Below are 19,072 nucleotides of genomic sequence, written 5' to 3' on the forward strand. Positions count from 1 at the left end.
TCCCGTCCTTCCGGCCGGCCCGGTACGCGTCCGCCCTCGGGCGGGCCGTCGACCGAAGCCTCCGACTGCTGGCGCGGCAGTTCCGCCGCCGCGACGTGGCCGTGGGCCTCCGGTCCGTCCGGGCCGTCCGGGCCGCTCCGCACGGGAGGATCCTGGGGCGGCGGCTGATCGTCCAGGCTCAGCTCCAGTTGCCCTTCGACGGGCTCGCTGTGCGGGCTGCTCCAGTCGTCGGGCCAACTGCCGGACCAGCGCTCGGGCGGCTCGCCCGCTCCGGGGTTGGTGGCATCGGTGGATGTCACTGCTGTCACCTCTCCATGTGCGCGCTCTGCAGACCGCGCGCGCCGTTCTCCGTACCGAGCGGTGCGCGCGTCGGCGGGAATTCTCGGGCGGTCACGTCCGTCCTGCTCTGCTCCTTGGGGCCGCCAAGCGCGTCCTCCGGCCGCTGCGGCCGGTGGAGTACCCGCAACTGGTGCGGCTCGTGGAGCCCGTGCGTTCTGGTGAGCTTGTCCAGCACCGAGAACGCGGCGATCAGTTCCATCTGCGGTCCGGGACCGGCGTCGAGCTCCGCCAAGGGGACGAGGCGCAGGTCGCGCTCCCCGTCCAGGACGCGCCGCACGCAGTGCTCCAGCAGCTCCGCGCACTGCTCGCGCAGTTCGTGGGCGCCCTCCTCGCCGAGCAGGTCCTCGAGTGCCTCGTCGGCGCCCGCGACCCGCACCCCGCCGAGCAGGGAGGCGGCCAGCAGGCCGACGACGTGCTCGGCGTCCTCCTCGCCGCACGTGGCGCGGCCCGCCGCCCGGGTCTCCTCCTCGGCCAGTTCCTCGACGCAGCGGCGCCATCTGCGCACCATCACGCCGATCCGGCCGACGGCCTCGTCGCGTTCGCTCTGACCGCCGGGGAGGAGCCGGCCGCAGCCCTCCAGGCCGGGGACGCCCCGGCGCAGTTCGGCGATCCGTTCGTCGGCGGCGGCGACCGCGCCCGACAGCAGTGCGGTCAGGCCCTCGGCGAAGGCGTCGAACAGTTCTTCGCCGTCGCTGTCGGTGGGGAAGCTGCGCCAGTGCTCGGCGACATCGCCCGCCAGCAGTTCCCCGTCGGCGATGCGGGTGCGCAGCCGCTGCCCGGCGGTCCGGTAGGCGTTCTCGACGTACCGGGTGAGTCGTTCGGCTGCCGCGTGCTGCGCTGCGGAGGAGCCGGCCAGGGCCGTGATGCGCGGACGCAGCGAGGCGAGCGTCCCGTCGGCGGTGCGGCTCGCGGCTGCGTACCGGGCGTCGGCGTCCTGGGCGTGCTCCTCCAGCCAGTCGCGCAGTCCGCTGACGGCGGAGACGGGCAGCAGCCCGGATCCGCCCGCCGATTCGGGCAGCTCCGGGATGGTGAAGCAGGGGATCCTCCCGAGCCCCGCCCGGTCGAGGAGCAGCCCGTACTGCGCCGTGATCTCGGCGGCCATCTGGTGCGGCACCCGGTCGAGGACGGTGGCGAGGGTGACGTCGTACTCCTTGGCGGTGCGCAGCAGGTGCCAGGGGATGGCGTCGCCGTAGCGGGCGGCGGTGGTGACGAGCACCCAGATGTCGGCGGCGCAGACCAGTTCGGCGGCCAGGTCCCGGTTGTGCGCGACGAGGGAGTCGATGTCGGGCGCGTCGAGCAGGGCGAGGCCGGGAGGCAGGCCGCTGTCGGTCTCGACCCGGAGGACGCGTCGTCCTACGTCCGGGTCGGCGTCCCACTCGTGCCCCCATTCCGCTTCGGCCGCGGTGTCCCGGCCCGGGCTCCGGCGGGGGTCCCAGTCGGTGGCCCAGCCGCTGTCCCAGTCGGCGGCACGGTCCGTGGGCCGGTCGGCGAACCGGTCGCCGCCGTCCACGGCACCGGTCGGGTCGCCGTGGCTGCCGGGCGTGTCGTGCGGGCCCGGGGCGCCCGGTCCGCCGAATGCGCCGGGAGCGGCGCCCATACCGGGCGCGGCGGGCGTCCCGGGCGGGTCCTGCCGGGGCGTCCAGGCCCGCTCCAGCCGAGGCAGCACCCGCTGCCCGACGAACCAGCCCCGGTCGTCCGGATGACAGACCAGCACAGGTGTGCGGGTCGTGGGCCGCAGCACGCCCGCTTCGCTGACCTTGCGCCCCACCAGGGAGTTGACCAGCGTCGACTTGCCCGCGCCCGTCGAACCGCCGATCACCGCGAGGAGCGGTGCCTCGGGAGTGCGCACGCGGGGGACGAGGTAGTCGTCGAGCTGGGCCAGCAGCTCGTCCCGGGACTGCCGGGCGCGCTCGGCGCCCGGCAGCGGGAGAGGAAAGCGCGCGGCTGCGACGCGCTCACGCAGTGCGGTGAGCGCGTCGAGCAGTTCAAGCCGTACGTCCAAGATCGCCACATGGTGCAGAATGCCCAATTTTGCGGCAGTTTTGAAGCTTATCCACGGTTGCGAGCGAGGAAAATGTGTAGTTTCAACACTGAAAGACACCTTTGAACCCGTTCACCCCGCATGACCCACCTGCCACCCCGCCGCCCCCATAACGACTGCGCAACACCCGCAACCCACACGGCCAAAACCGCTGCGTGAATCGCACCCGCCTGCGATTATCGGGACCGCTTCACGGAACCTCCACATAGCGTCGCGGCCGTGAAGCGAACAGGACGAGCCGCCAGGCCCCCTATCCTTGACACCGCCGGTCACGGGGGGCGGCGAGCCCGCCCACCCGCGACGGAGGACGGCCCCCGTAGCTCAGTGGATAGAGCAGGCGCCTTCTAAGCGCTTGGCCGTAGGTTCGAGTCCTACCGGGGGCACCCACTCAGCGCCCGGCCGGGCGCCCGGTGCCGTCGCTGCGGCGGGCTGGCACCGACCCAGCCCCCCGTGCGGAATCGGCACAGCTCTCCCCCTCTCCTCCCCGCAGGGGCGGCCCCCTGCCGCCGGCACCGGTCCGTCGAGCCGAAAGACATCCAATCCACCGAACGGATGACACCCGGGTTCCGCGGCCGGGAGATCGGCCCCCGCCCTGCCATGACACGCACCGGCATCTCGGACAGCTGGCCGAACCGCAGACCGGACGTGAGCGATCACGGCCGGGAGGGGTACTCAGCCCGCGGCCGGAGGCGGATCGAGGACGGCGTTGCGGGCTGCGAGCGCGAGAGCGCTCTGAGCGCCGAGGGACAGTCCGATCCGATTCCAGCGGAAGATGACGTGGTAGGCCAAGACCCGACGGATGCCCCGATCGAGAACACCTGCCGCTGCACCTTCCTTGAGTGTGTTTCCCGCGCGCCGGAAGGCCGAGGCCCACTCAGCAACGGGGTGCACTGCACGGTCTGGTGACATCTTGACCTGCCCCACGGTTCGGGTTCCAGCTGCGGTGGCTGACTGGCGCCGGGCCGGCCCCGCACCGAGGCCCGCCGCGGGAGTCGGTCCGGCTCGCCCGTCTTCCTCCGAGTGGGGAACCGGCCCCCGGCCCGGCGTCAACCGGCGAGCGGCCTCCGGCGTGGCGGGAAGGGGACGGTCACGGCTCCTGCGGGTCGGGCACCCGGGGCGCCAGGGCACGGCGGATGAACCGTCGTTGCCAGGGCACCTCGACCGCGCGGGCGTGGTACTTCTCCCGTACCCAGGTGACGGCCTCCTCGGGGTTCAGGCCCTCGAAGACGCACATCGCCGACAGTGCCGTTCCGGTCCGTCCGACTCCTCCGCCGCAACACACCTCGACACGTTCACTCGCGGCCCGTCGGTGAGCGAGGCGGAGTGTGCGCAGCGCGGTATCGGGGTCGGTGGGGAGCCAGAAGTCGCGCCAGGGAACCCACAGGGACTCCCAGGACGGCTCAGGCCGCCGCCGGCCGGTGAGGTGCACGGTGAGTGCCGGTGTCCGACCGGCCGGCACGTCGTGCCGCAGGCCCCGCCCCCTGATCATTCGTCCCGAGGGAAGCCTCAGCACCCCCGGGGCGCCGGATTCCCACACGTCACTGCTCATGATCTCCCTCCCCCTTGATCGACGGCCACGGAATGCGGGTCGCCGCGCACCGCGCCCATGGCGGCCGGGGTCGCGGCTGTCACGACCCGAGATAGCGCAGCACTGCCAGGACTCGGCGGCTGTAGGCAGTGGAGCGGTCGAGGTCGAGTTTGTCGAAGATGGCGTTGACGTGTTTCTCGACCGCGCTCTGCGAGACGTACAACTGGGCGGCGATGGCCGCGTTCGTGTGCCCCTGTGCCATGGCGGCCAGGACTTCGCTCTCCCGCGGCGTGAGCCTTTGCAGAGGGTCGGAATGGCTGCTGCGGGCGAGGAGTTGCCGCACCACCTCGGAGTCGAAGGCGGTGCGGCCGGAGCCGACGCGTTCCAGTGCGTCCAGGAACTCGTCGACTTGGACGACCCGGTCCTTGAGCAGGTAGCCCACGCCGGTGGCATCGGTGGTCAACAGCTCGGTCGCGTAGCGGTGCTCGACGTACTGCGACAGGATGAGCACGCCGGTCCCCGGCAGGCGGCGCCGGATCTCCAGGGCGGCCCGCAGCCCTTCGTCGGTGTGGGTGGGGGGCATTCGGACGTCGAGGATCACCGTGTCGGGTGGTCCGCTCTCCACCGCGGCCAGTAGTTCGGTCGCGGTGCCGACCGAGGCGGTGATCTCGTGCCCCTCGTCGGCCAAGAGCCGCACCAGACCCTCGCGCAGCAGTGTCGAGTCCTCCGCGATCATCAGTCGCACGGCAGCTCCGCGGTGATGCGGGTCGGGCCGCCGGCGGGGCTGTGGACGGTGAGGTGCCCGTCGAGGGCGGCCACGCGCCGGGCCAGGCCGAGCAGACCGCCGCCCGAAGGATCGGCGCCGCCCCGGCCGTCGTCCTCCACCCGCACCTCCAGCACATCACCCCGCTGCTCGACGTGCACCGACGTGTACGAAGCCCTGGAATGCTTGACCGCGTTGGTGACGCACTCGGCCACCACGAAGTACGCCACCGTCCGTACGGTCCGGGGCAGGCCGTCACCCACGCGCGAGGAGAGCCGCACCGGGATTCCCGCACGCGCGGCGACGGTCTCCAGCGCCTCGGGCAACCCGTCCTCGTCCAGTACCGCGGGGTACACGCGCCAGGCGACCTCCCGGAGTTGTGTCAGCGCCTGCTGGGACTCGGCGTGCGCCTGGAGCACCAGTTCCCGGGCCCTGGTCGGGTCCGTGTCGCGGCGTGCCCGGCCCAGCAGCATGCCGAGCGCCACGAGACGCTGCTGTACACCGTCGTGCAGATCGCGTTCGATCCGTCTCCGTTCGTCGTGCACGGCCTCGACCACCCCGGCGCGGCTGGCGGCCAGTTCACCGATACGGCGTTGCAGGACTTCGTGTTCGCTCCCGCCGGCGAAGCGCCGGGCGAGGTGTGCGTCCAGCGACGCCACCCCGTGCAGGCCCTGGGCGCACAGGAAGAGCAGGAACAGCCCGCCGAGAGCGGACAGCAGCACAGTCGCGGGATACTCGATCTCCGCGAGGACGAACCAGCCCCATGCCAGGAACGAGGCGTAGCCGGCACCGACGGCCGCGGCCAGCAGGACGACGCCGCCCAGCAGCCCGACGCCGCACCGCGCCGCGAGATAGGCGAAGGCGGCGCTCCCGCCGGCGGGCACGGCCGGGTCGGTTCCGTACCAGGCGGCCATCCGTCGGCGCTCCCAGCCGGCCAGCCGTCCGGCTGTGACCGCCACCCCGCGCGGCGGGCCGGTACCGGTGCGCCCGCCCGACACGGCGAGCGACCACAGACCGCCCGCGAGCACGAGGACCAGTTCGGCCACCGCTGACAGCGCACCGCAGAGAACCCCTACGGTCACCCGGAACCACCGGCGTCTCAATGTGCGCATAGCCCTCACGCTAGCCGCACCGAGTGCACCTGGGGACTGCGGAAAACCACACCCTTCCGCTGTGCCCTTCCCCAGCCGGCCGTGCGGCGGTCCGCATACCGGCCCGCCCCTGCGCTTTCTACCGTCGACGGCGTGATGAACAATTCTGCTTCTCAGCTGCCGGCCGGCGGCTTCGCCGGGTGGGCCGCCGATCTGACGGAATCCCTGGGCGCCGTGGGCGCGGGCGTGGCCATCGCGCTGGAGAACCTCTTCCCGCCGCTGCCGAGCGAAGTCATCCTGCCGCTCGCCGGATTCGCCGCCGCCCGGGGGGATCTCTCGCTGGCCGCGGTGCTGTGGTGGACGACCGCCGGCTCGGTCGCCGGCGCGCTGGCCCTCTACGCGCTCGGAGCCCTTCTCGGCCGGGAGCGCATGGTGGCGTTGGCGGCCCGGATCCCTCTGGTGAAGGTCTCCGACATCCAGCGCGCCGAGGCGTGGTTCGCACGGCACGGCACCAAGGCCGTCTTCTTCGGACGGATGATTCCCCTCTTCCGCAGCATGATCTCCGTCCCCGCAGGCATCGAACGGATGCGCCTTCCGCTCTTCCTGGCCCTGACCACGGCCGGCAGCGCCTTGTGGAACGCGCTCTTCGTCCTCGCCGGTTACCTGCTCGGCGAGCGCTGGCACCAGGTGACCGACCTCGCCGGGACCTACTCCACGGCGGTCCTGGCCGCCACCGCGCTCGCCGTTCTCGGCTTCGCCGTTCTCCGCCTGGTGAGGGCCGGAAGCGGCGGACGTCGCGCCGGCGGCTGACGGGTCTCCTGACCGGAATTCCCGTTCGCCGAATCCGATCCAGCTCTCTGCCCTCGAGGTCCGACCGGCATCCCGCGTCGGGCTCGCCCTACCGGAAGGAAAGACGTGCCGAAGAAATCGGCAACGGTGCGGATCGCACGATGGAGCGCCGCACACCCCTGGTCCGCCATCGGGCTGTGGATCGCGTTCGTCGCCGTATGTCTCTTCCTGGGGGGAGCGGCCGGCACCAATGCGATCAGCGACGAGGAATCGGGGGTGGGCGAGTCGGGCCGGGCGGGAAGAATCGTGCACTCCGGGGATTTCCCCGAGAAGCCCGAGGAGAACGTACTGATCACCGCCGAGGACGGCGGAGAGCTGGACCGGACCGCCGGACAGGCGGCGGCCGCGGAGGTGGTCCGGAGGATGACGGCGCTCGCCGAAGTGGAGAGCGTCGGCGATCCGGTCCTCTCGCCGAACGGCAAGGCGCTGCTGGTCCCCGTCACCATGAAAGGCGACACGGAGAACGCCGACAGGCGGGTCGGGCCCCTGCTCGAAGCCGGCGCGGCCGTCGAGGACGGTCACGAGGGCCTGCGGGTCGACGAGGTGGGCACCGGCTCCACGGCGAAGGGTCTGTCGGAGACCCTCGGCGAGGACTTCGAGCGGGCCGAGCTGATCAGCCTTCCGCTGACGCTGCTGATCCTGCTCGTCGTCTTCGGTGCGATCACCGCGGCGGGCGTTCCCGTGGTACTGGCACTCTCCTGCGTCGGCGCCGCCATCGGGCTCTCCTCGCTCGCCTCTCACGTATTGCCCGAGACCAGCGCGGTCAGCAACGTCATCCTGCTCATGGGCATGGCCGTGGGCGTGGACTATTCGCTCTTCTACCTCAAGCGGGAGCGCGAGGAACGCCGTGCGGGGAAGTCCCACGTGGACGCGATCGAGATCGCGGCGGAGACCTCCGGGCACACCGTGGTGGTGTCCGGCACCACGGTGATCGTGGCGATGGCGGGGCTCTATCTGGCCGACGAGGCGACCTTCGCGTCGCTGGCCACCGGTTCGATCATCGTCGTCGCCGTGGCCGTGCTTGCCTCGCTGACCGTGCTGCCCGCCCTGCTCGCCAAGCTCGGGCGCTGGGTCGACAAGCCCAAGGTGCCGGTGCTGTGGCGGCTGACCCTGCGGCCCGGCGAGTCGCGGGTGTGGCCCGCGCTGCTGCGCCCGGCGCTGTCCAGGCCGTTGACCACGCTGGTGGTGTCGGTGGGCGCGCTGCTGCTGCTCGCCGCGCCGGCCCTCGGGATGAGGCTGAAGCAGCCGGGCTCCGACGACCTCTCCCGCGACATCCCGGTGGTGCGGGCCATGGACCGGCTGACCGAGGCGTTCCCCAGCACGGGCACTGTGCACCAGGTCGCCGTCCGGGCACCCGCCGGCCGGGCCGAGGAGGTGAAGGCCGCATTGGAGGCGCTGCTGGAGCGCACCGCCGACGACGGGCTGTTCGCACACGACTCGACTCCGACGATCGAGGAGTCGGCGGACCGCCGAGTGCACACCGTCGACATCGGCACGCCCCACCGGCCCGAGAGCGACGGCGCCCGCGAGTCCCTGGACGTGCTGCGCGGCTGGGTGCCGCAGGCCGTGAACGACGTGCCCGACGCGGAGAGCGCGGTCGGCGGCAAGGTGGCACAGGGCGTGGACTTCACCGGGCATCTGGAGGCCCGGCTGCCCTGGGTGGTGGGCTTCGTCCTGCTGCTGACCTTCGTCACCATGGTGCTGATCTTCCGTTCGCTCGCGGTGGCGCTCTCCGCGATCCTGCTGAACCTGCTCTCCGCCGCCGCCTCGTTCGGTGTCCTGGTCGCCGTCTTCCAGCACACCTGGGCGGAGGGCCTGCTCGCCTTCACCAGCTCGGGCGCGGTCGTCTCGTGGTTGCCGCTCTTCCTGTTCGTCGTGCTGTTCGGGCTGTCGATGGACTACCACGTCTTCGTGGTCAGCCGGATCCGCGAAGCCGCGTCCGAGGGCGCCACGGTGCGGGCCGCGATCCGCGCGGGCATCACGCGCTCGGCGGGAGTGGTGACCAGCGCGGCGATCGTCATGGTCGGGGTGTTCGCCATCTTCGGCACGCTGAGCATGGTCGAGTTCAAGCAGTTGGGCGTGGGGCTCGCGGCGGCCATCCTGCTGGACGCCGCGATCATCCGGATCTATGTGCTGCCCGCACTGATGACGGCGCTCGGCCGGTGGAACTGGTGGCCCGGCGGGATATCCGGCAGCGGCGCGGCGGCGCAGGCCGAATCGACGTGCCTCGTGCCCGACGGCCGGCCGCAGCCCGCACGACTCGCCTCCCGGCAGTCGCACCGGCAGGGCGCACACCAGCCGGCCGGGCTCGCGCCGCCTGCCGGGCAGGGCGGCCATCCGCAACAGCAGCCGCGGCCCGGCCGGCACCGCCGGGACACCCCGTGAGCCGGCCACGGTAGCGCCCGGCCAGGTCAGGAGTCGGGCCCGGCCGCGGCCGTGAGGGCGTCGAGCTGGGTGAGGATCGAGGGGTCGGTGATCTGCTCGTCCTCGGCGAGAAGGAGCACTTTGCTGAGGATGATGCTCGTCATCCGGTCCTCGTCGGCGAACGGGAGGAAGAGCCGGCGGTGTGCCGTGGTGCCGAAGGAGGCGGGCACGACGCACAGGTGGCCGGCCGGTTCGACGTGGATGCTGCCGCTGGTCAGATGCACCCGGTAGGTGGCTCGGGTGCCGCGGACGACGGCCGTGTGCCCTTCGACGGCGACCCGGGCCAGGTCCAGGTCGGCGACGAGGGCCGCGAGCAGTTGTGCCCGGCTCGCCGCCCGCGCCGGGGACGCGTGGGTCTCCGGCTCGGTGCCGGCGACCGACACCACCAGGTCCAGGTCCCGCATGGCCTCGGAGAACGCCACCGGCGGTACGTCGGCCAGGGATACCGGGCTGCCGGCGCTGTCGGGTCCGGCCGGGGCACCTCGGCGGCCGGGGGCGGAAGGTCCGCCGGTCAGGAAGCGGAGCCCGCCCACGCGGACCTCGCCCATCCCGAAGTAGCCGCTCAACTCGCACTCCAGCGCCGCGACGAGACCACCACCGACGGTGCGGGTCGCCTGGTGGTCGTCGTACTCGCCGTGGGTGGACCAGCCCCGGCCGGACAGCAGTTGGCCCGCCACCTTGCCGTCGACCGTCTGACCGGCGAACCGCCAGGAAACGTCGCCTGCCTCGCACTCGGCCGGGGTGAGCAGATACAGCTCGCGGAACGCCTGTTTGACCGGCTGGCGGAGCCGGCGCCGCACCAGTTGCTGCTGCCAGTGGGCCAGCAGCCGCCGTTCGTGCAGTTCGACCGGGTGGACTGCGGTGACGGGACCGGTGGTGTCGACCTCGTCCAGCAGACCGATCGTTCCTGCCCGGTCCCGCCAGAGCAGCGCGGGCAGCATCGCCGCGCCGGCGGGCAGCGAGCGCAGCCGCTCCAGTTCGTCGGGCGCCAGCGCCCCGGCGGTGGCGACCAGCCGCTCCACCAGCCCCGTCCGCATCCGGCGGGCCTGCTCCCGCAACCGGTTCTGGTGCGCGCGCAGTTCGTGGTAGCCGGGGTCGGCGCGGACGGCGGCCGGCACCGACTTCAGTGTCCTGCCCGCCCGGCTGACCGTCAGGGTTGGGTCGGCTCCGTCGAATCGCAACGCGATCCGGTAGGGGCCGGCTTCCGCCTCGGTGGTGGTCTCGGCAGCGAGCCGCGCCTCGCAGTCCCATTCGAGCCGGTCGGCGTCCGGTGCGCCCGCCACCTGGGCCAGATGGTCGAGGGCGACGGCGATCGCGGCGGCGTGGCTGTGTCTGCGGTTCGGGCCCAGCTCGGCGCCCTTCTTCGCGGACGCGCGCAGTGCCAGATAGCGGTCGAGTACCGTCTCGTGGGCGGCGAGGGGCAGCATTCCGAACGCGGCGATTCCTTGCAGCGAGTGGTGTCTGACGCGCTTGAGCACCTGGGCCCGGTTCTCGCCCAGGGCCGCGGAGACGAGTTCGTTCGGTTCGTGTTCCAGCAGGCGCCGCGCGGTGTCCGGCCCGGCGTCCTCGACCGCGGCGAGGAGAGCGGCCCGGTTCTGGCGGGTGACGCCGTCCGGCATCGCCCGGATCAGACGCAGCAGCGGCCCGGCCCCTTCCAGGCCGAACAGCGGGAGCAGCGCGTCGGCGTCCCCGGCGCGCCGCCGCCAGCCGAACGCCCGGCGCTGTTCCTCCGGCGGCCGGTCCCGCAGCAGGTCCAGCAGGGCGGCGCGCTCCCCGCCGGTGAGTTCGGCCCCGCCCAGGTGGCGGGCCACCCGGGGATCGCCCTGCCAGGCCAGGGCCGCCCGGACGAAGCGCAGTCCGCGCGGGGCCGGCCCCTTGGGCAGCGCGTCCCAGTCGGCCGGTTCCGGTGCGGAGACGAGCCGCCATGTCAGCGCGTCGACGTGGGTGCGTACCGCGTCGAGGCAGGCGAGTGAAGGGCCGGTCGGCTCGCCGGTGGGTGAGCGGCCGGCGAGGGCGAGGCCGAGGTAGGGGTCGTCGGTGACGGCACGTTCGACCAGGTCCGCGTCCAGGGCACCGGCCGGGTACAGGGCGTCGAGGATCCGCGCGACGGTCTCCCGCCGCAGGGTGCCGAGCGGGGTGCGGATCAGGACCCGCAGCAACCGGATGTCGGTGGCGGCGACGGCACGCTCCGCCACCTCGTCCAACCGCAGCCGGTGCCGGACGTCGCAGCCGAGGAAAGCGGCGAGGAGGGCTCTGCGGTGCGCCGTCGGCCACGGTGCGGCCAGCAGTGCGGTGATGTCGTCGCCGCGGCCGGCGGGGAAGGCGGTGTCGTAGAGCACGTCGAGTGCGGCGACGATGTCGGCCAGGTGCGGGGTGAGATTGCCGAGGGCGCGGTCGTCGCCCTGCTCGATCCGGGAGCGGATCTCCTCGGCGAGCTCCCGCAGGCCTTTCGGGTCGTCGGCCCGCGCCGCTGCCCGAACCCGGTCCACCAGCCGCCAGAGCGCCTCGCGTTGCTCGCGGACCACGCCGCGGTAGTCCTCCGGTATGTCGAGGTCGTCCGCGGAGGGGGAACGCTCCACCGTGCTCAGCCTCCCGCCAGTGCGACCAGTCGCAGGAACACCACCGGCTCACCGGGCCGGGGCGTGATCTCCTCGTCGAGGTCCGCGACCTGCCGTCCGCCGGCGAAGACCGCGAACGTCCCCCGGGCGAAGGCCCGGTGCGCCCGGGACACCTCCTCGGGAACGTCCGGATCGGCCGGCTGCCGCGGCATCCTGATCACACCGGTGGCGGCCTGCGTCCGGACGTCGTCCTCGGACAGGTACTGGCGGTCGAGGGCGCGCCGGCTGCGGGCCGCGTCGGTGCGCAGCTCCCGGATCTGCTCCTCGACCGCCCGCCGGATCAGCTCGCGGGCCGTCGTCCGGTCACCGTCCAGCCGTACCAGCACCGTCGGCGGAGGGTCGCCGGACGGGCCCGGTGTCGCGCTGCGCACCTCGACGTCGATCATGGCCGCAACGGTAGCCCTCCCCTCCGACATCGGTACGTGCGGCGAGGAGCACGCGGGGGCGCGATACCTGCACGGATGCGCGGGCACCGAGCTGTCCGGTGGGCCGGCTGACCGGGACGACGACGGGCCGTGGCAGCGGGCTCGGATAGGTACCGGCAGCAGGAGCGCGGGACCGCGCGTGGCTGTTACACGTTCCGGACACAGTCCCGTGAACTCGAGCCGCACGGCGGCCATCACACCTCCCGTACGACGCACTCGCCACGGGTGCGCCGGGGAAAGCCCGGCGCCGGAAATGAGGATCCATGACCGCCAAGAGCAACCGCGCCGTCCGCTGCGCCGCCGCCGTGCTGGCCGCCCTCGCGGTCGGCGCCGGAGCGACCGCGTGCGACGCGTCGTCCGGATCGTCGGACAAGGCCGCTTCGCACTCGGGTTCGGCCGCCGGCTCCTCCTCCGGCACGCAGGACGGCGGCTCGCAGAAGGGCTCGCAGGACGCCGGGGACGGGGTGAAGAAGACGGCCGTCAAGGGCTCGCGGACGGACGCGGTGAACCCCGCCTCCGCCCAGGCCCGGGAGAGCAAGCGCTGCCACACCGGTGAACTGCGCTACTCCTGGGGCGGTCCGCACGGCGGCGCCCCGGACATGGAGGCCGACTACCAGCAGATCGCCTCGATCCGGCTCACCAACAGCGGCGGACGCACCTGCACCGTGTACGGCTTCCCCGGCATCCGTCTGGTCAGCGACTCCGGCGACACCTGGGATCTGCGCCGTTCCTCGGACAAGCCGAGCACCCTCACCCTGGACCCGGGTGACGACACCGCCATGGTCTCCATGAACGTCCTGCCGCTGCCGCACGACATGAAGGGGCCCAAGCCCTTCAAGGTGAGCAAGGTCCTGCTGACCCCGCCCGACGAGACCACCCACGTCACGCTCGACTGGCCCTACGGCGGTGCCCTGGTCGACCAGTCCGGCGCCACCCGGCCCGGCACCTTCGTCAACCCGGTCGGCGTGGGCTGACCCCGCCGGGCCGCTCCCGCCGGCCGGTGGCGGTTCCGTCGGCGCCGACCGCGGCCCCGCCCGGACCGGAGGCGGGGCGGGGACGGGCATCCGCTCCGTCCCCGCCCCGCCTCCGGTCCTTCAGGTCGGCCGCGCGGCGGCGCCGCGCGTGCGTGTCGGGCGGGTGTTCAGCCGACCGGGTCCTTGGCCGGTCCGGCGGGCTGCCCCTCCGCTGCGGCCGCAGGCGCCCCGGCGGGCTCCGGCTCCGGCTCCGGCTCCGGGGTCCTCGGCTTCCCGGCGTACGGGCTGCGGCCCAGTTCGGGGAAGTCCGCCTTCAGCGCCCGGAGCAGGCAGAACATGACCAGGAAGGCGATCACGAAGAACGGCAGCCCGATGACGGTGATGACCTGCTGGAGGGCGTCCAGCCCGCTCTTGCCGGTGGCCGCGAGCAGGGTGCCGCCGACCACGCCCTGCATGACGGCCCAGAAGACGCGCTGCCGGGTGGGGGTGCGCTTCTTCTCGTCCGCCCGCTCGCACAGCATGTCGACCACCATGGAGGCGGAGTCGGCGGAGGTGGTGAAGAAGATGACCACGATCAGCACCGACAGCGCCGAGACGAAGGTGGCCGCCGGGTAGTTGTCCAGGAACGTGAAGAGCGCGCCGGGCACGTCCCCGTCGTCCACGACCGCCTTGACCAGCCCGCCCGGGCCGTTCATCTCGATGTCGAACGAGCCCATGCCGAAGATGCTGAACCAGATCACCGTGAAGGCGGTGGGCAGCCCCAGCACGCCCAGGACGAACTCCCGGATCGTGCGCCCCTTGGAGATGCGGGCGACGAAGATGCCGACGAACGGCGACCAGGTGATGGTCCAGGCCCAGTAGAAGACCGTCCAGCTCCCCTGCCAGCCGGTGTCGGCGAAGGTGTCGTTCCAGAACGACAGCGGCACCACCGAGCTGAGGTAGGTGCCGGTCGATTCGACGATGCCCTTGGCCATGAAGAGCGTCGGCCCGGCGACGAGAACGAAGACCAGCAGGCCGACGGCCATCAGGATGTTGACGTTGGACAGCATCTTGATGCCCTTGTCCAGGCCGCTGACCACGGATGCCGTCGCGATCGCCGTCACGCCCGCGATCAGCAGGACCTGGACCAGTTTGTTCTCCGGAACGCCGAAGAGTTCGTTCAGACCGCTGTTGATCTGAAGGGTGCCCAGGCCGATGGAGACCGAGACCCCGAAGAGGGTGCCCACGACGGCCGTGACGTCGACGGTCTTGCCGATCGGGCCGCTGATCCGGTCGCCGAGCAGCGGGTGCAGGATAGAGCTCACCCGGAAGGGCAGGCCGCGCTGGTAGACGAAGTAGGCGAAGGCCAGCGCCGGGAGGCAGAAGATGGCCCAGGTGTGCAGGCCGAAGTGGTAGAGGGCGAACGCCATCGCCCGTTCGGCCGCCGAGTTCGACTCCGGCTTGACGCCCTGTTCGGGCGGGTCGGCGAAGTGGCTGATCGGTTCGGCGACCCCCCAGAACATCAGGATGGTGCCGATCCCCGCCGCGAAGAGCATCGCGAACCACGCGCCGTTGCTGTAGTCGGGGCGCGCGTGCTGCCCGCCCAGTCGCACGTGCCCGTAGCGGCTGAGCGCGATCCAGATCAGGAAGAGCACGAACGTGGTGACGCCCAGGATGTAGAACCATCCGAGGTTCGTGAGGATCCAGTCCGAGGCCGCGGTGAAGACGCTGTCGACCTGGTCGGTCAGCGTGATGGTGGTGGCGACGAACAGGACCGTCAGCGCCGCCGAGGTGAAGAAGATGACCGCGTCGGTCCGCAGACCCAGCCTGCGTTGCAGCTTGTCCAGCATGGAGTTGTCCCAACAGACGGGGAGGGAGTGCACTGAAGCGCGCCGGGCCGGGCTGATGCCAGAAGATGTGCGTTCGCCAATGATCGCCCCGGCCGCGTTGAGCGTTGATGGTGGCACTCCCGATCAAGCACCGCACCCCCTGGACCCTTCTGTTGCACATTCGTGATCATGTGTGTAACTGCCCTGTGCGGGAGCGGTGTTGACTTCCCGACAGCTGTGGCGGGGGCGGAGGTCACCGGCAGCCTCGGGTGCGGGACCGAAGAGGTCGGAGCACTGTCGGCGCGGTCGCGCGTGCACGGCATCTGGGCGATCCGCACACATGAGCAAAGAGGAGAAGTACGAACGGCCGACGGGCCGCCGGCCGCCGGGTGCGGAGCCGAACGGCACCGGCGGCCGGGTTCGCCGGCCGCCGGTGCCGTTCGGCCGGCAGTGCGGGGAGAAGCTCGGATCTCCTCGCCGATCCGGGGCGGCGGCCGACGCGGTGCGGTCGCTGTGTCCGGTGCCGCCTCAGCGGCGCAGGTCGTTGTAGACCGTGGCCCTGGAGACCCCGAGAAGGCCCGTCAGGGCCGGCACCGCGCCCTTGAGTTCGAGGTAGCCCTGCTCCTGTACGGCCTGTACGAGGGCGGCGCGGTCGGCGGCGGCCAGGGCGCGCGGGGTGGTGCCGCGGGCGGCGGCGAAGGACTCCGCGACACCGCGCAGTTCGTCCAGGGTGCGGGCGCGCAGGGTCTCGGTGACAGGCGGCCGGTGGTCCTCCGTGTGCAGCAACTGCTCCAGGCCGCGGGTGAGGGTGGAGAGCAGCGAGACGTCCAGGTTGAGGCAGACAGCGGCGACATAGCCGCCCTCGCTGTTCCGGATGCCGACCGAGGTGCTCTTGGCGGGGCGGCCGTCGGGGAACCGGTTGGGGTAGTTCTGCAGGACCTCGGGGTGGTCGGGGTCCGCGATCCGGGCCAGGCCCAGTTCGGTGGCCGGGTCGCCGATCCGGCGGCCGGAGAGGTTGTTCTCCACGGCGCGCACCGCGTGGTCGGGGTCGCGCAGGTCGTGCAGCACGGCTTCGCACAGGCCGGGGAACATCCGCCCGACGGCGGTGACGATCTTCTCCGCCTCGCGCAGCAGCAGTTCGTCCTCGGCGTCGCTCACGGTGCCTCCTCGATGATCTGCGCCGTCGCCGTCGGCGCCTTGAGGGCCGAGCCGGTGAGGATGACGACCGTGGTGCCGCCCGGCGGCAGTTCGCCGCGCGCCGCGAAGAGATCGACGGCGGCCGCGGCGGTGGCGCTGGTGGGCTCCGCGTAGAGGCCGGTGGCCGCGAGGCGGCGCAGGGCCGAGGCGATGTCCTCCTCCGGGACGGCGGCCGTGGTACCGCCCGAGCGGCGGACGGCGGCCAGCACTTCGGGGAGCCGGACGGGCTCCTTGATGGCCGTCCCCTCGGCCAGCGTCGGACGCCACCGCCCGGACGCGGGGGCACCCTGTCCGGCCCCCCGGGTCCCGACGTCGGCCCCGGCGTGGAACGCGGCGTGCAGCGGCGCGCAGTTGGCCGGCTGAGCCACCAGGAGCCGGGGCAGGGCGGCGATCCGCCCTGCGGCGAGGAGTTCGCCGAACCCCAGATCGCAGCCCAGTACGGTGCTGCCCGCGCCGGCGACGGTGACCACGGCGTCCGGGGCGCGAAAGCCCAGGTCCTCCCAGATCTCGTAGGCCAGCGTCTTGGTGCCCTCGAGGAAGTACGGGTGCCAGTTGTGGCTCGCGTAGACGGTCTGCTCGGCCCGGCGCAGCGCCGCCGCGGCTGTCGCGTCCCGGTCGCCGTCCACCGGGGTCACCCGGGCCCCGTAGGCGGTGGCCTGCAGCGTCTTGGCGGGTGAGGTGTGCGCGGGGACGAGGATGGTGGCGCCGACGCCGGCGGCGGCGCAGTACGCGGCGACCGAGGAGCCGCCGTTGCCGGAGCTGTCCTCGAGAACCTGGTCGACCCCCTGCGCGGCCAGCGCGGAGATCATCACGCTGCTGCCGCGGTCCTTGAAGCTGCCGCTCGGGTTGAACCACTCCAGTTTGAAGCCGACCTCGACGCCGCCCCAGGTGCGTGCCAGCAGCGGAGTGCACCCTTCGCCCAGGCTGACCGGGGGCAGCGGGGGCAGCGCGGCCCGGTAGCGCCACAGCGACCGGTCGGCCGTCACGATGTCGGCCGGCCCCGGCGCGCGCGCCGGCGAGACCAGCAGCGGTGTGCCGTCGTCCCCCCGCCAGCGCAACGGGTCCAGCGGGTAACGGCGGCCGGAGCGCGGATCGCGCAGGTGGCGCGCCGGGGCTGCCGGGGGTGCTTGGGGGGCGTCCTGGGAGGAGGTGGACATGAGAACTGCTCCCTTGCCGGAGGTTCCGAGGGACCGCACGCCCAAGGATTGGACGCAGCATCTAAAATTAGACGCTTCGTCCAGGCAGCGCCAGGCCCGGCCAACCGGTAGGGTCACCCGATCATGGAAGCGGATACGCAGGTCGAACTGGTGGCGATACCCCCGGGGCGGGTCACCCTGTCCGACCGGCGGACGCGGCGGAGCTGGTCGGTCGACCTCGCGCCGTACCGGCTGGCCGCGCACCCGGTCACCCAGGAGCTGTACGCACGGATCACCGGCGAGCGGCCGAGTACCGCACACGGGGACCGGCTGCCCGTCGAGGGCGTGAACTGGTGGGACGCCGTACGGTTCTGCAACGCCCTCTCGCGCCAGGAGGGCCGCACCCCCGCCTACCGGCTGCGGGGCGCCCCGAACGGCATCGCCGGGCACCGCGGGGACGAGGGCGGGCACCGCACGGACGACGACGGCTCCGGCGTCGAGTGGGACCGCGACGCCGACGGGTACCGGCTGCCGACCGAGGCCGAATGGGAACACGCCTGCCGCGCCGGGACCTCCGGACCGCGCTACGGGCCGCTGGACGAGATCGCCTGGTACCGCGGCACCTCGCAGGAGCGCCTCCACGAGGTGGGAGGCAGGCTTCCCAACGCGTGGGGCCTGTACGACATGCTCGGCAACGTCTGGGACTGGTGCTGGGACCTGTACGACCCCGAGGTGTACGGCGGCTACCGGGTGCTGCGGGGCGGCGGCTGGTTCGACGAGCACTGGAGCTGCCGGGCCGCGGTGCGGCGCCGCAGCCATCCGTCCTTCCGGGTGGACGACGTGGGCTTCCGGGTCGCCCGGGGCTGCGCCGCGGGAGGCGACGGGGCCGTCGGCGGTTGCGGCACCCGGCGGGCACCCGCAGGCTGAGGACAGCGAAGCCCCCTCGGACCCTCAGCGCCTCTCCGCGTCCCTCAGCCTCGTGCACCTCCGCATCCCACCGCCCGCGATGCCCGTGCGACGGCACACGGCGTCCGTGACCGCAGGGAGTGTCCATGAATGCGCCCACAGCGTCGGCATCCCGCCTGCGGCACCCCCGTCCGGACGGGCCGGTCCGCCCCGGCCCGCGGAGGTGGCCGGCACCGCGCGCGTGCCGGGGCGCGGGCGGGCGCGGTCCCGCATGAGCGGCCCGGCGTCCGCGCGCAGGGCGGCACCCGCGAGGGCCGGGGGCGCCCGTCCGGCGGCGGTCGTCCTGCGCACGCTGACCGCGTCCTGGTACCAGGACGGACCCGAGGAGCCGCTGGTGCGGCTCCCCCACACGAGTTCGGGCCGGTGCCGGGCCGTGCCGGGGTGCGGGCAGCCCCGGGCCGTGCTCTTCGGCCGGGACGGCACCCTCGTCGAGGAGGTGCCGCACAACACCGATCCCGGCCGGATCCGCCCGCTGGCCTCGGCTCGCGAGGCGCTGGAGGCGCTGCGCACCGCCGGAGTCCACGCGGGGGTGGTGAGCAATCAGCCCGGCATCGGACACGGAGCCCTGCGACTGGAACAGCTCGACGCGCTGCATGCGCGGATGGAGGCGCTGCTGGGGCCGCTCACGGTGACCGCCGTGTGCCCGCACCGGCCGCAGGACGGCTGCGCGTGCCGGAAGCCGGAACCCGGTCTGGTCTTCGCCGCGTGCCGGGTGCTGGGCGTGCCCCCGGCGGAGACCGCGGTGGTCGGAGGGCGCACCGCCGATCTGGGTGCCGCACATCGGGCGGGTGCCACCGGAGTGCTCGTGCGGGCCGGGCACGTCGGCCGGTCCGGGGCTCCGCCCCGCACGGCCGCGCGTCTGGATGCCGCGGTCCGGGCCCTGGTCGGCGCCCCGGCGGGACGCTGACCGGAC

14 protein-coding genes and 1 tRNA gene are annotated in these 19,072 nt (G+C 72.9%); 6 read left to right on the forward strand and 9 right to left on the reverse strand.

Annotated elements, in window-relative coordinates:
• Positions 1–304: 304 nt before the first annotated feature.
• On the reverse strand, positions 305–2,341 hold the full coding sequence (locus ACFYMO_RS09360) for an ATP-binding protein (protein WP_366769906.1): 2,037 nt from the start codon (positions 2,339–2,341) through the stop codon (positions 305–307).
• Positions 2,342–2,690: 349 nt separating this feature from the next.
• Between ACFYMO_RS09360 and ACFYMO_RS09365 the strand changes: the two genes are divergently transcribed.
• Positions 2,691–2,763, forward strand: a tRNA-Arg gene (locus ACFYMO_RS09365).
• A gap of 704 nt (positions 2,764–3,467) precedes the next feature.
• Here ACFYMO_RS09365 and ACFYMO_RS09370 read toward each other — a convergent pair.
• The 3 genes from ACFYMO_RS09370 to ACFYMO_RS09380 form a co-directional block, all read right to left on the reverse strand.
• Positions 3,468–3,929 carry a protein-tyrosine phosphatase family protein gene (locus tag ACFYMO_RS09370; RefSeq protein ID WP_366769850.1) on the reverse strand — a complete coding sequence of 154 codons (462 nt, stop codon included), beginning with the start codon at positions 3,927–3,929 and terminating at the stop codon, positions 3,468–3,470.
• Between the two features lie 79 nt (positions 3,930–4,008).
• Positions 4,009–4,644, reverse strand: a complete 636-nt coding sequence (locus ACFYMO_RS09375; protein ID WP_366769905.1) for a response regulator transcription factor — start codon at positions 4,642–4,644, stop codon at positions 4,009–4,011.
• The gene (locus tag ACFYMO_RS09380) at positions 4,644–5,783 is read right to left on the reverse strand and encodes a sensor histidine kinase (RefSeq protein WP_366769849.1); all 1,140 of its coding nucleotides are present in this window, start codon (positions 5,781–5,783) and stop codon (positions 4,644–4,646) included. The genes ACFYMO_RS09375 and ACFYMO_RS09380 overlap by 1 nt, the downstream gene beginning before the upstream one ends.
• A 135-nt stretch (positions 5,784–5,918) precedes the next feature.
• On the opposite strand from ACFYMO_RS09380, the gene ACFYMO_RS09385 reads away from it, so the two are divergent.
• Positions 5,919–6,572, forward strand: a complete 654-nt coding sequence (locus ACFYMO_RS09385) for a DedA family protein (protein ID WP_366769904.1) — start codon at positions 5,919–5,921, stop codon at positions 6,570–6,572.
• A 105-nt stretch (positions 6,573–6,677) separates the two neighbouring features.
• Entirely contained in the window at positions 6,678–8,996 is a 2,319-nt protein-coding gene (locus ACFYMO_RS09390; RefSeq protein ID WP_388545353.1) for an MMPL family transporter, read from the forward strand.
• Positions 8,997–9,022: 26 nt separating this feature from the next.
• Here the strand turns inward: ACFYMO_RS09390 and ACFYMO_RS09395 are convergent, their stop codons facing one another.
• Positions 9,023–11,614 carry a DUF4132 domain-containing protein gene (locus ACFYMO_RS09395; RefSeq protein ID WP_366769846.1) on the reverse strand — a complete coding sequence of 864 codons (2,592 nt, stop codon included), beginning with the start codon at positions 11,612–11,614 and terminating at the stop codon, positions 9,023–9,025.
• A gap of 5 nt (positions 11,615–11,619) precedes the next feature.
• Positions 11,620–12,039, reverse strand: coding sequence for a hypothetical protein (locus tag ACFYMO_RS09400; RefSeq protein ID WP_366769845.1), 420 nt, complete (start codon positions 12,037–12,039; stop codon positions 11,620–11,622).
• A 302-nt stretch (positions 12,040–12,341) separates the two neighbouring features.
• Here ACFYMO_RS09400 and ACFYMO_RS09405 point away from each other — a divergent pair, with 302 nt between their 5' ends.
• Positions 12,342–13,052, forward strand: a complete 711-nt coding sequence (locus ACFYMO_RS09405; protein ID WP_366769844.1) for a DUF4232 domain-containing protein — start codon at positions 12,342–12,344, stop codon at positions 13,050–13,052.
• Between the two features lie 167 nt (positions 13,053–13,219).
• Here the strand turns inward: ACFYMO_RS09405 and ACFYMO_RS09410 are convergent, their stop codons facing one another.
• The 3 genes from ACFYMO_RS09410 to ACFYMO_RS09420 form a co-directional block, all read right to left on the reverse strand.
• The gene (locus ACFYMO_RS09410) at positions 13,220–14,881 is read right to left on the reverse strand and encodes a BCCT family transporter (protein ID WP_366769843.1); all 1,662 of its coding nucleotides are present in this window, start codon (positions 14,879–14,881) and stop codon (positions 13,220–13,222) included.
• 507 nt (positions 14,882–15,388) lie between these two features.
• Complete coding sequence (locus ACFYMO_RS09415) at positions 15,389–16,018, reverse strand: PAS domain-containing protein (RefSeq protein WP_366769842.1); 630 nt, start codon at positions 16,016–16,018, stop codon at positions 15,389–15,391.
• Positions 16,015–17,214 (reverse strand): pyridoxal-phosphate dependent enzyme, encoded by a 1,200-nt coding sequence (locus ACFYMO_RS09420; RefSeq protein ID WP_366769841.1) that lies wholly within the window; start codon positions 17,212–17,214, stop codon positions 16,015–16,017. The genes ACFYMO_RS09415 and ACFYMO_RS09420 overlap by 4 nt, the downstream gene beginning before the upstream one ends.
• A gap of 123 nt (positions 17,215–17,337) precedes the next feature.
• On the opposite strand from ACFYMO_RS09420, the gene ACFYMO_RS09425 reads away from it, so the two are divergent.
• Together ACFYMO_RS09425 and ACFYMO_RS09430 are read left to right on the forward strand one after the other, a co-directional pair.
• Positions 17,338–18,120, forward strand: a complete 783-nt coding sequence (locus ACFYMO_RS09425; protein WP_366769840.1) for an SUMF1/EgtB/PvdO family nonheme iron enzyme — start codon at positions 17,338–17,340, stop codon at positions 18,118–18,120.
• 250 nt (positions 18,121–18,370) lie between these two features.
• The gene (locus ACFYMO_RS09430; protein ID WP_366769839.1) at positions 18,371–19,066 is read left to right on the forward strand and encodes an HAD-IIIA family hydrolase; all 696 of its coding nucleotides are present in this window, start codon (positions 18,371–18,373) and stop codon (positions 19,064–19,066) included.
• Positions 19,067–19,072 lie beyond the last annotated feature (6 nt).

This window comes from Streptomyces sp. NPDC007025 (assembly GCF_042869455.1).
In the GTDB taxonomy this organism is placed as follows: domain Bacteria; phylum Actinomycetota; class Actinomycetes; order Streptomycetales; family Streptomycetaceae; genus Streptomyces.

What these genes read in the sequence shown, in the direction of transcription:
- ACFYMO_RS09410 (WP_366769843.1), bottom strand. Translation starts at nt 14,881, where the DNA reads ATGCTGGACAAGCTGCAACGCAGGCTGGGTCTGCGGACCGACGCGGTC.
- ACFYMO_RS09375 (WP_366769905.1), bottom strand. Translation starts at nt 4,644, where the DNA reads ATGATCGCGGAGGACTCGACACTGCTGCGCGAGGGTCTGGTGCGGCTC.
- ACFYMO_RS09425 (WP_366769840.1), top strand. Translation starts at nt 17,338, where the DNA reads ATGGAAGCGGATACGCAGGTCGAACTGGTGGCGATACCCCCGGGGCGG.
- ACFYMO_RS09400 (WP_366769845.1), bottom strand. Translation starts at nt 12,039, where the DNA reads ATGATCGACGTCGAGGTGCGCAGCGCGACACCGGGCCCGTCCGGCGAC.
- ACFYMO_RS09430 (WP_366769839.1), top strand. Translation starts at nt 18,371, where the DNA reads ATGAGCGGCCCGGCGTCCGCGCGCAGGGCGGCACCCGCGAGGGCCGGG.
- ACFYMO_RS09420 (WP_366769841.1), bottom strand. Translation starts at nt 17,214, where the DNA reads ATGTCCACCTCCTCCCAGGACGCCCCCCAAGCACCCCCGGCAGCCCCG.
- ACFYMO_RS09380 (WP_366769849.1), bottom strand. Translation starts at nt 5,783, where the DNA reads ATGCGCACATTGAGACGCCGGTGGTTCCGGGTGACCGTAGGGGTTCTC.
- ACFYMO_RS09370 (WP_366769850.1), bottom strand. Translation starts at nt 3,929, where the DNA reads ATGAGCAGTGACGTGTGGGAATCCGGCGCCCCGGGGGTGCTGAGGCTT.
- ACFYMO_RS09385 (WP_366769904.1), top strand. Translation starts at nt 5,919, where the DNA reads ATGAACAATTCTGCTTCTCAGCTGCCGGCCGGCGGCTTCGCCGGGTGG.
- ACFYMO_RS09405 (WP_366769844.1), top strand. Translation starts at nt 12,342, where the DNA reads ATGACCGCCAAGAGCAACCGCGCCGTCCGCTGCGCCGCCGCCGTGCTG.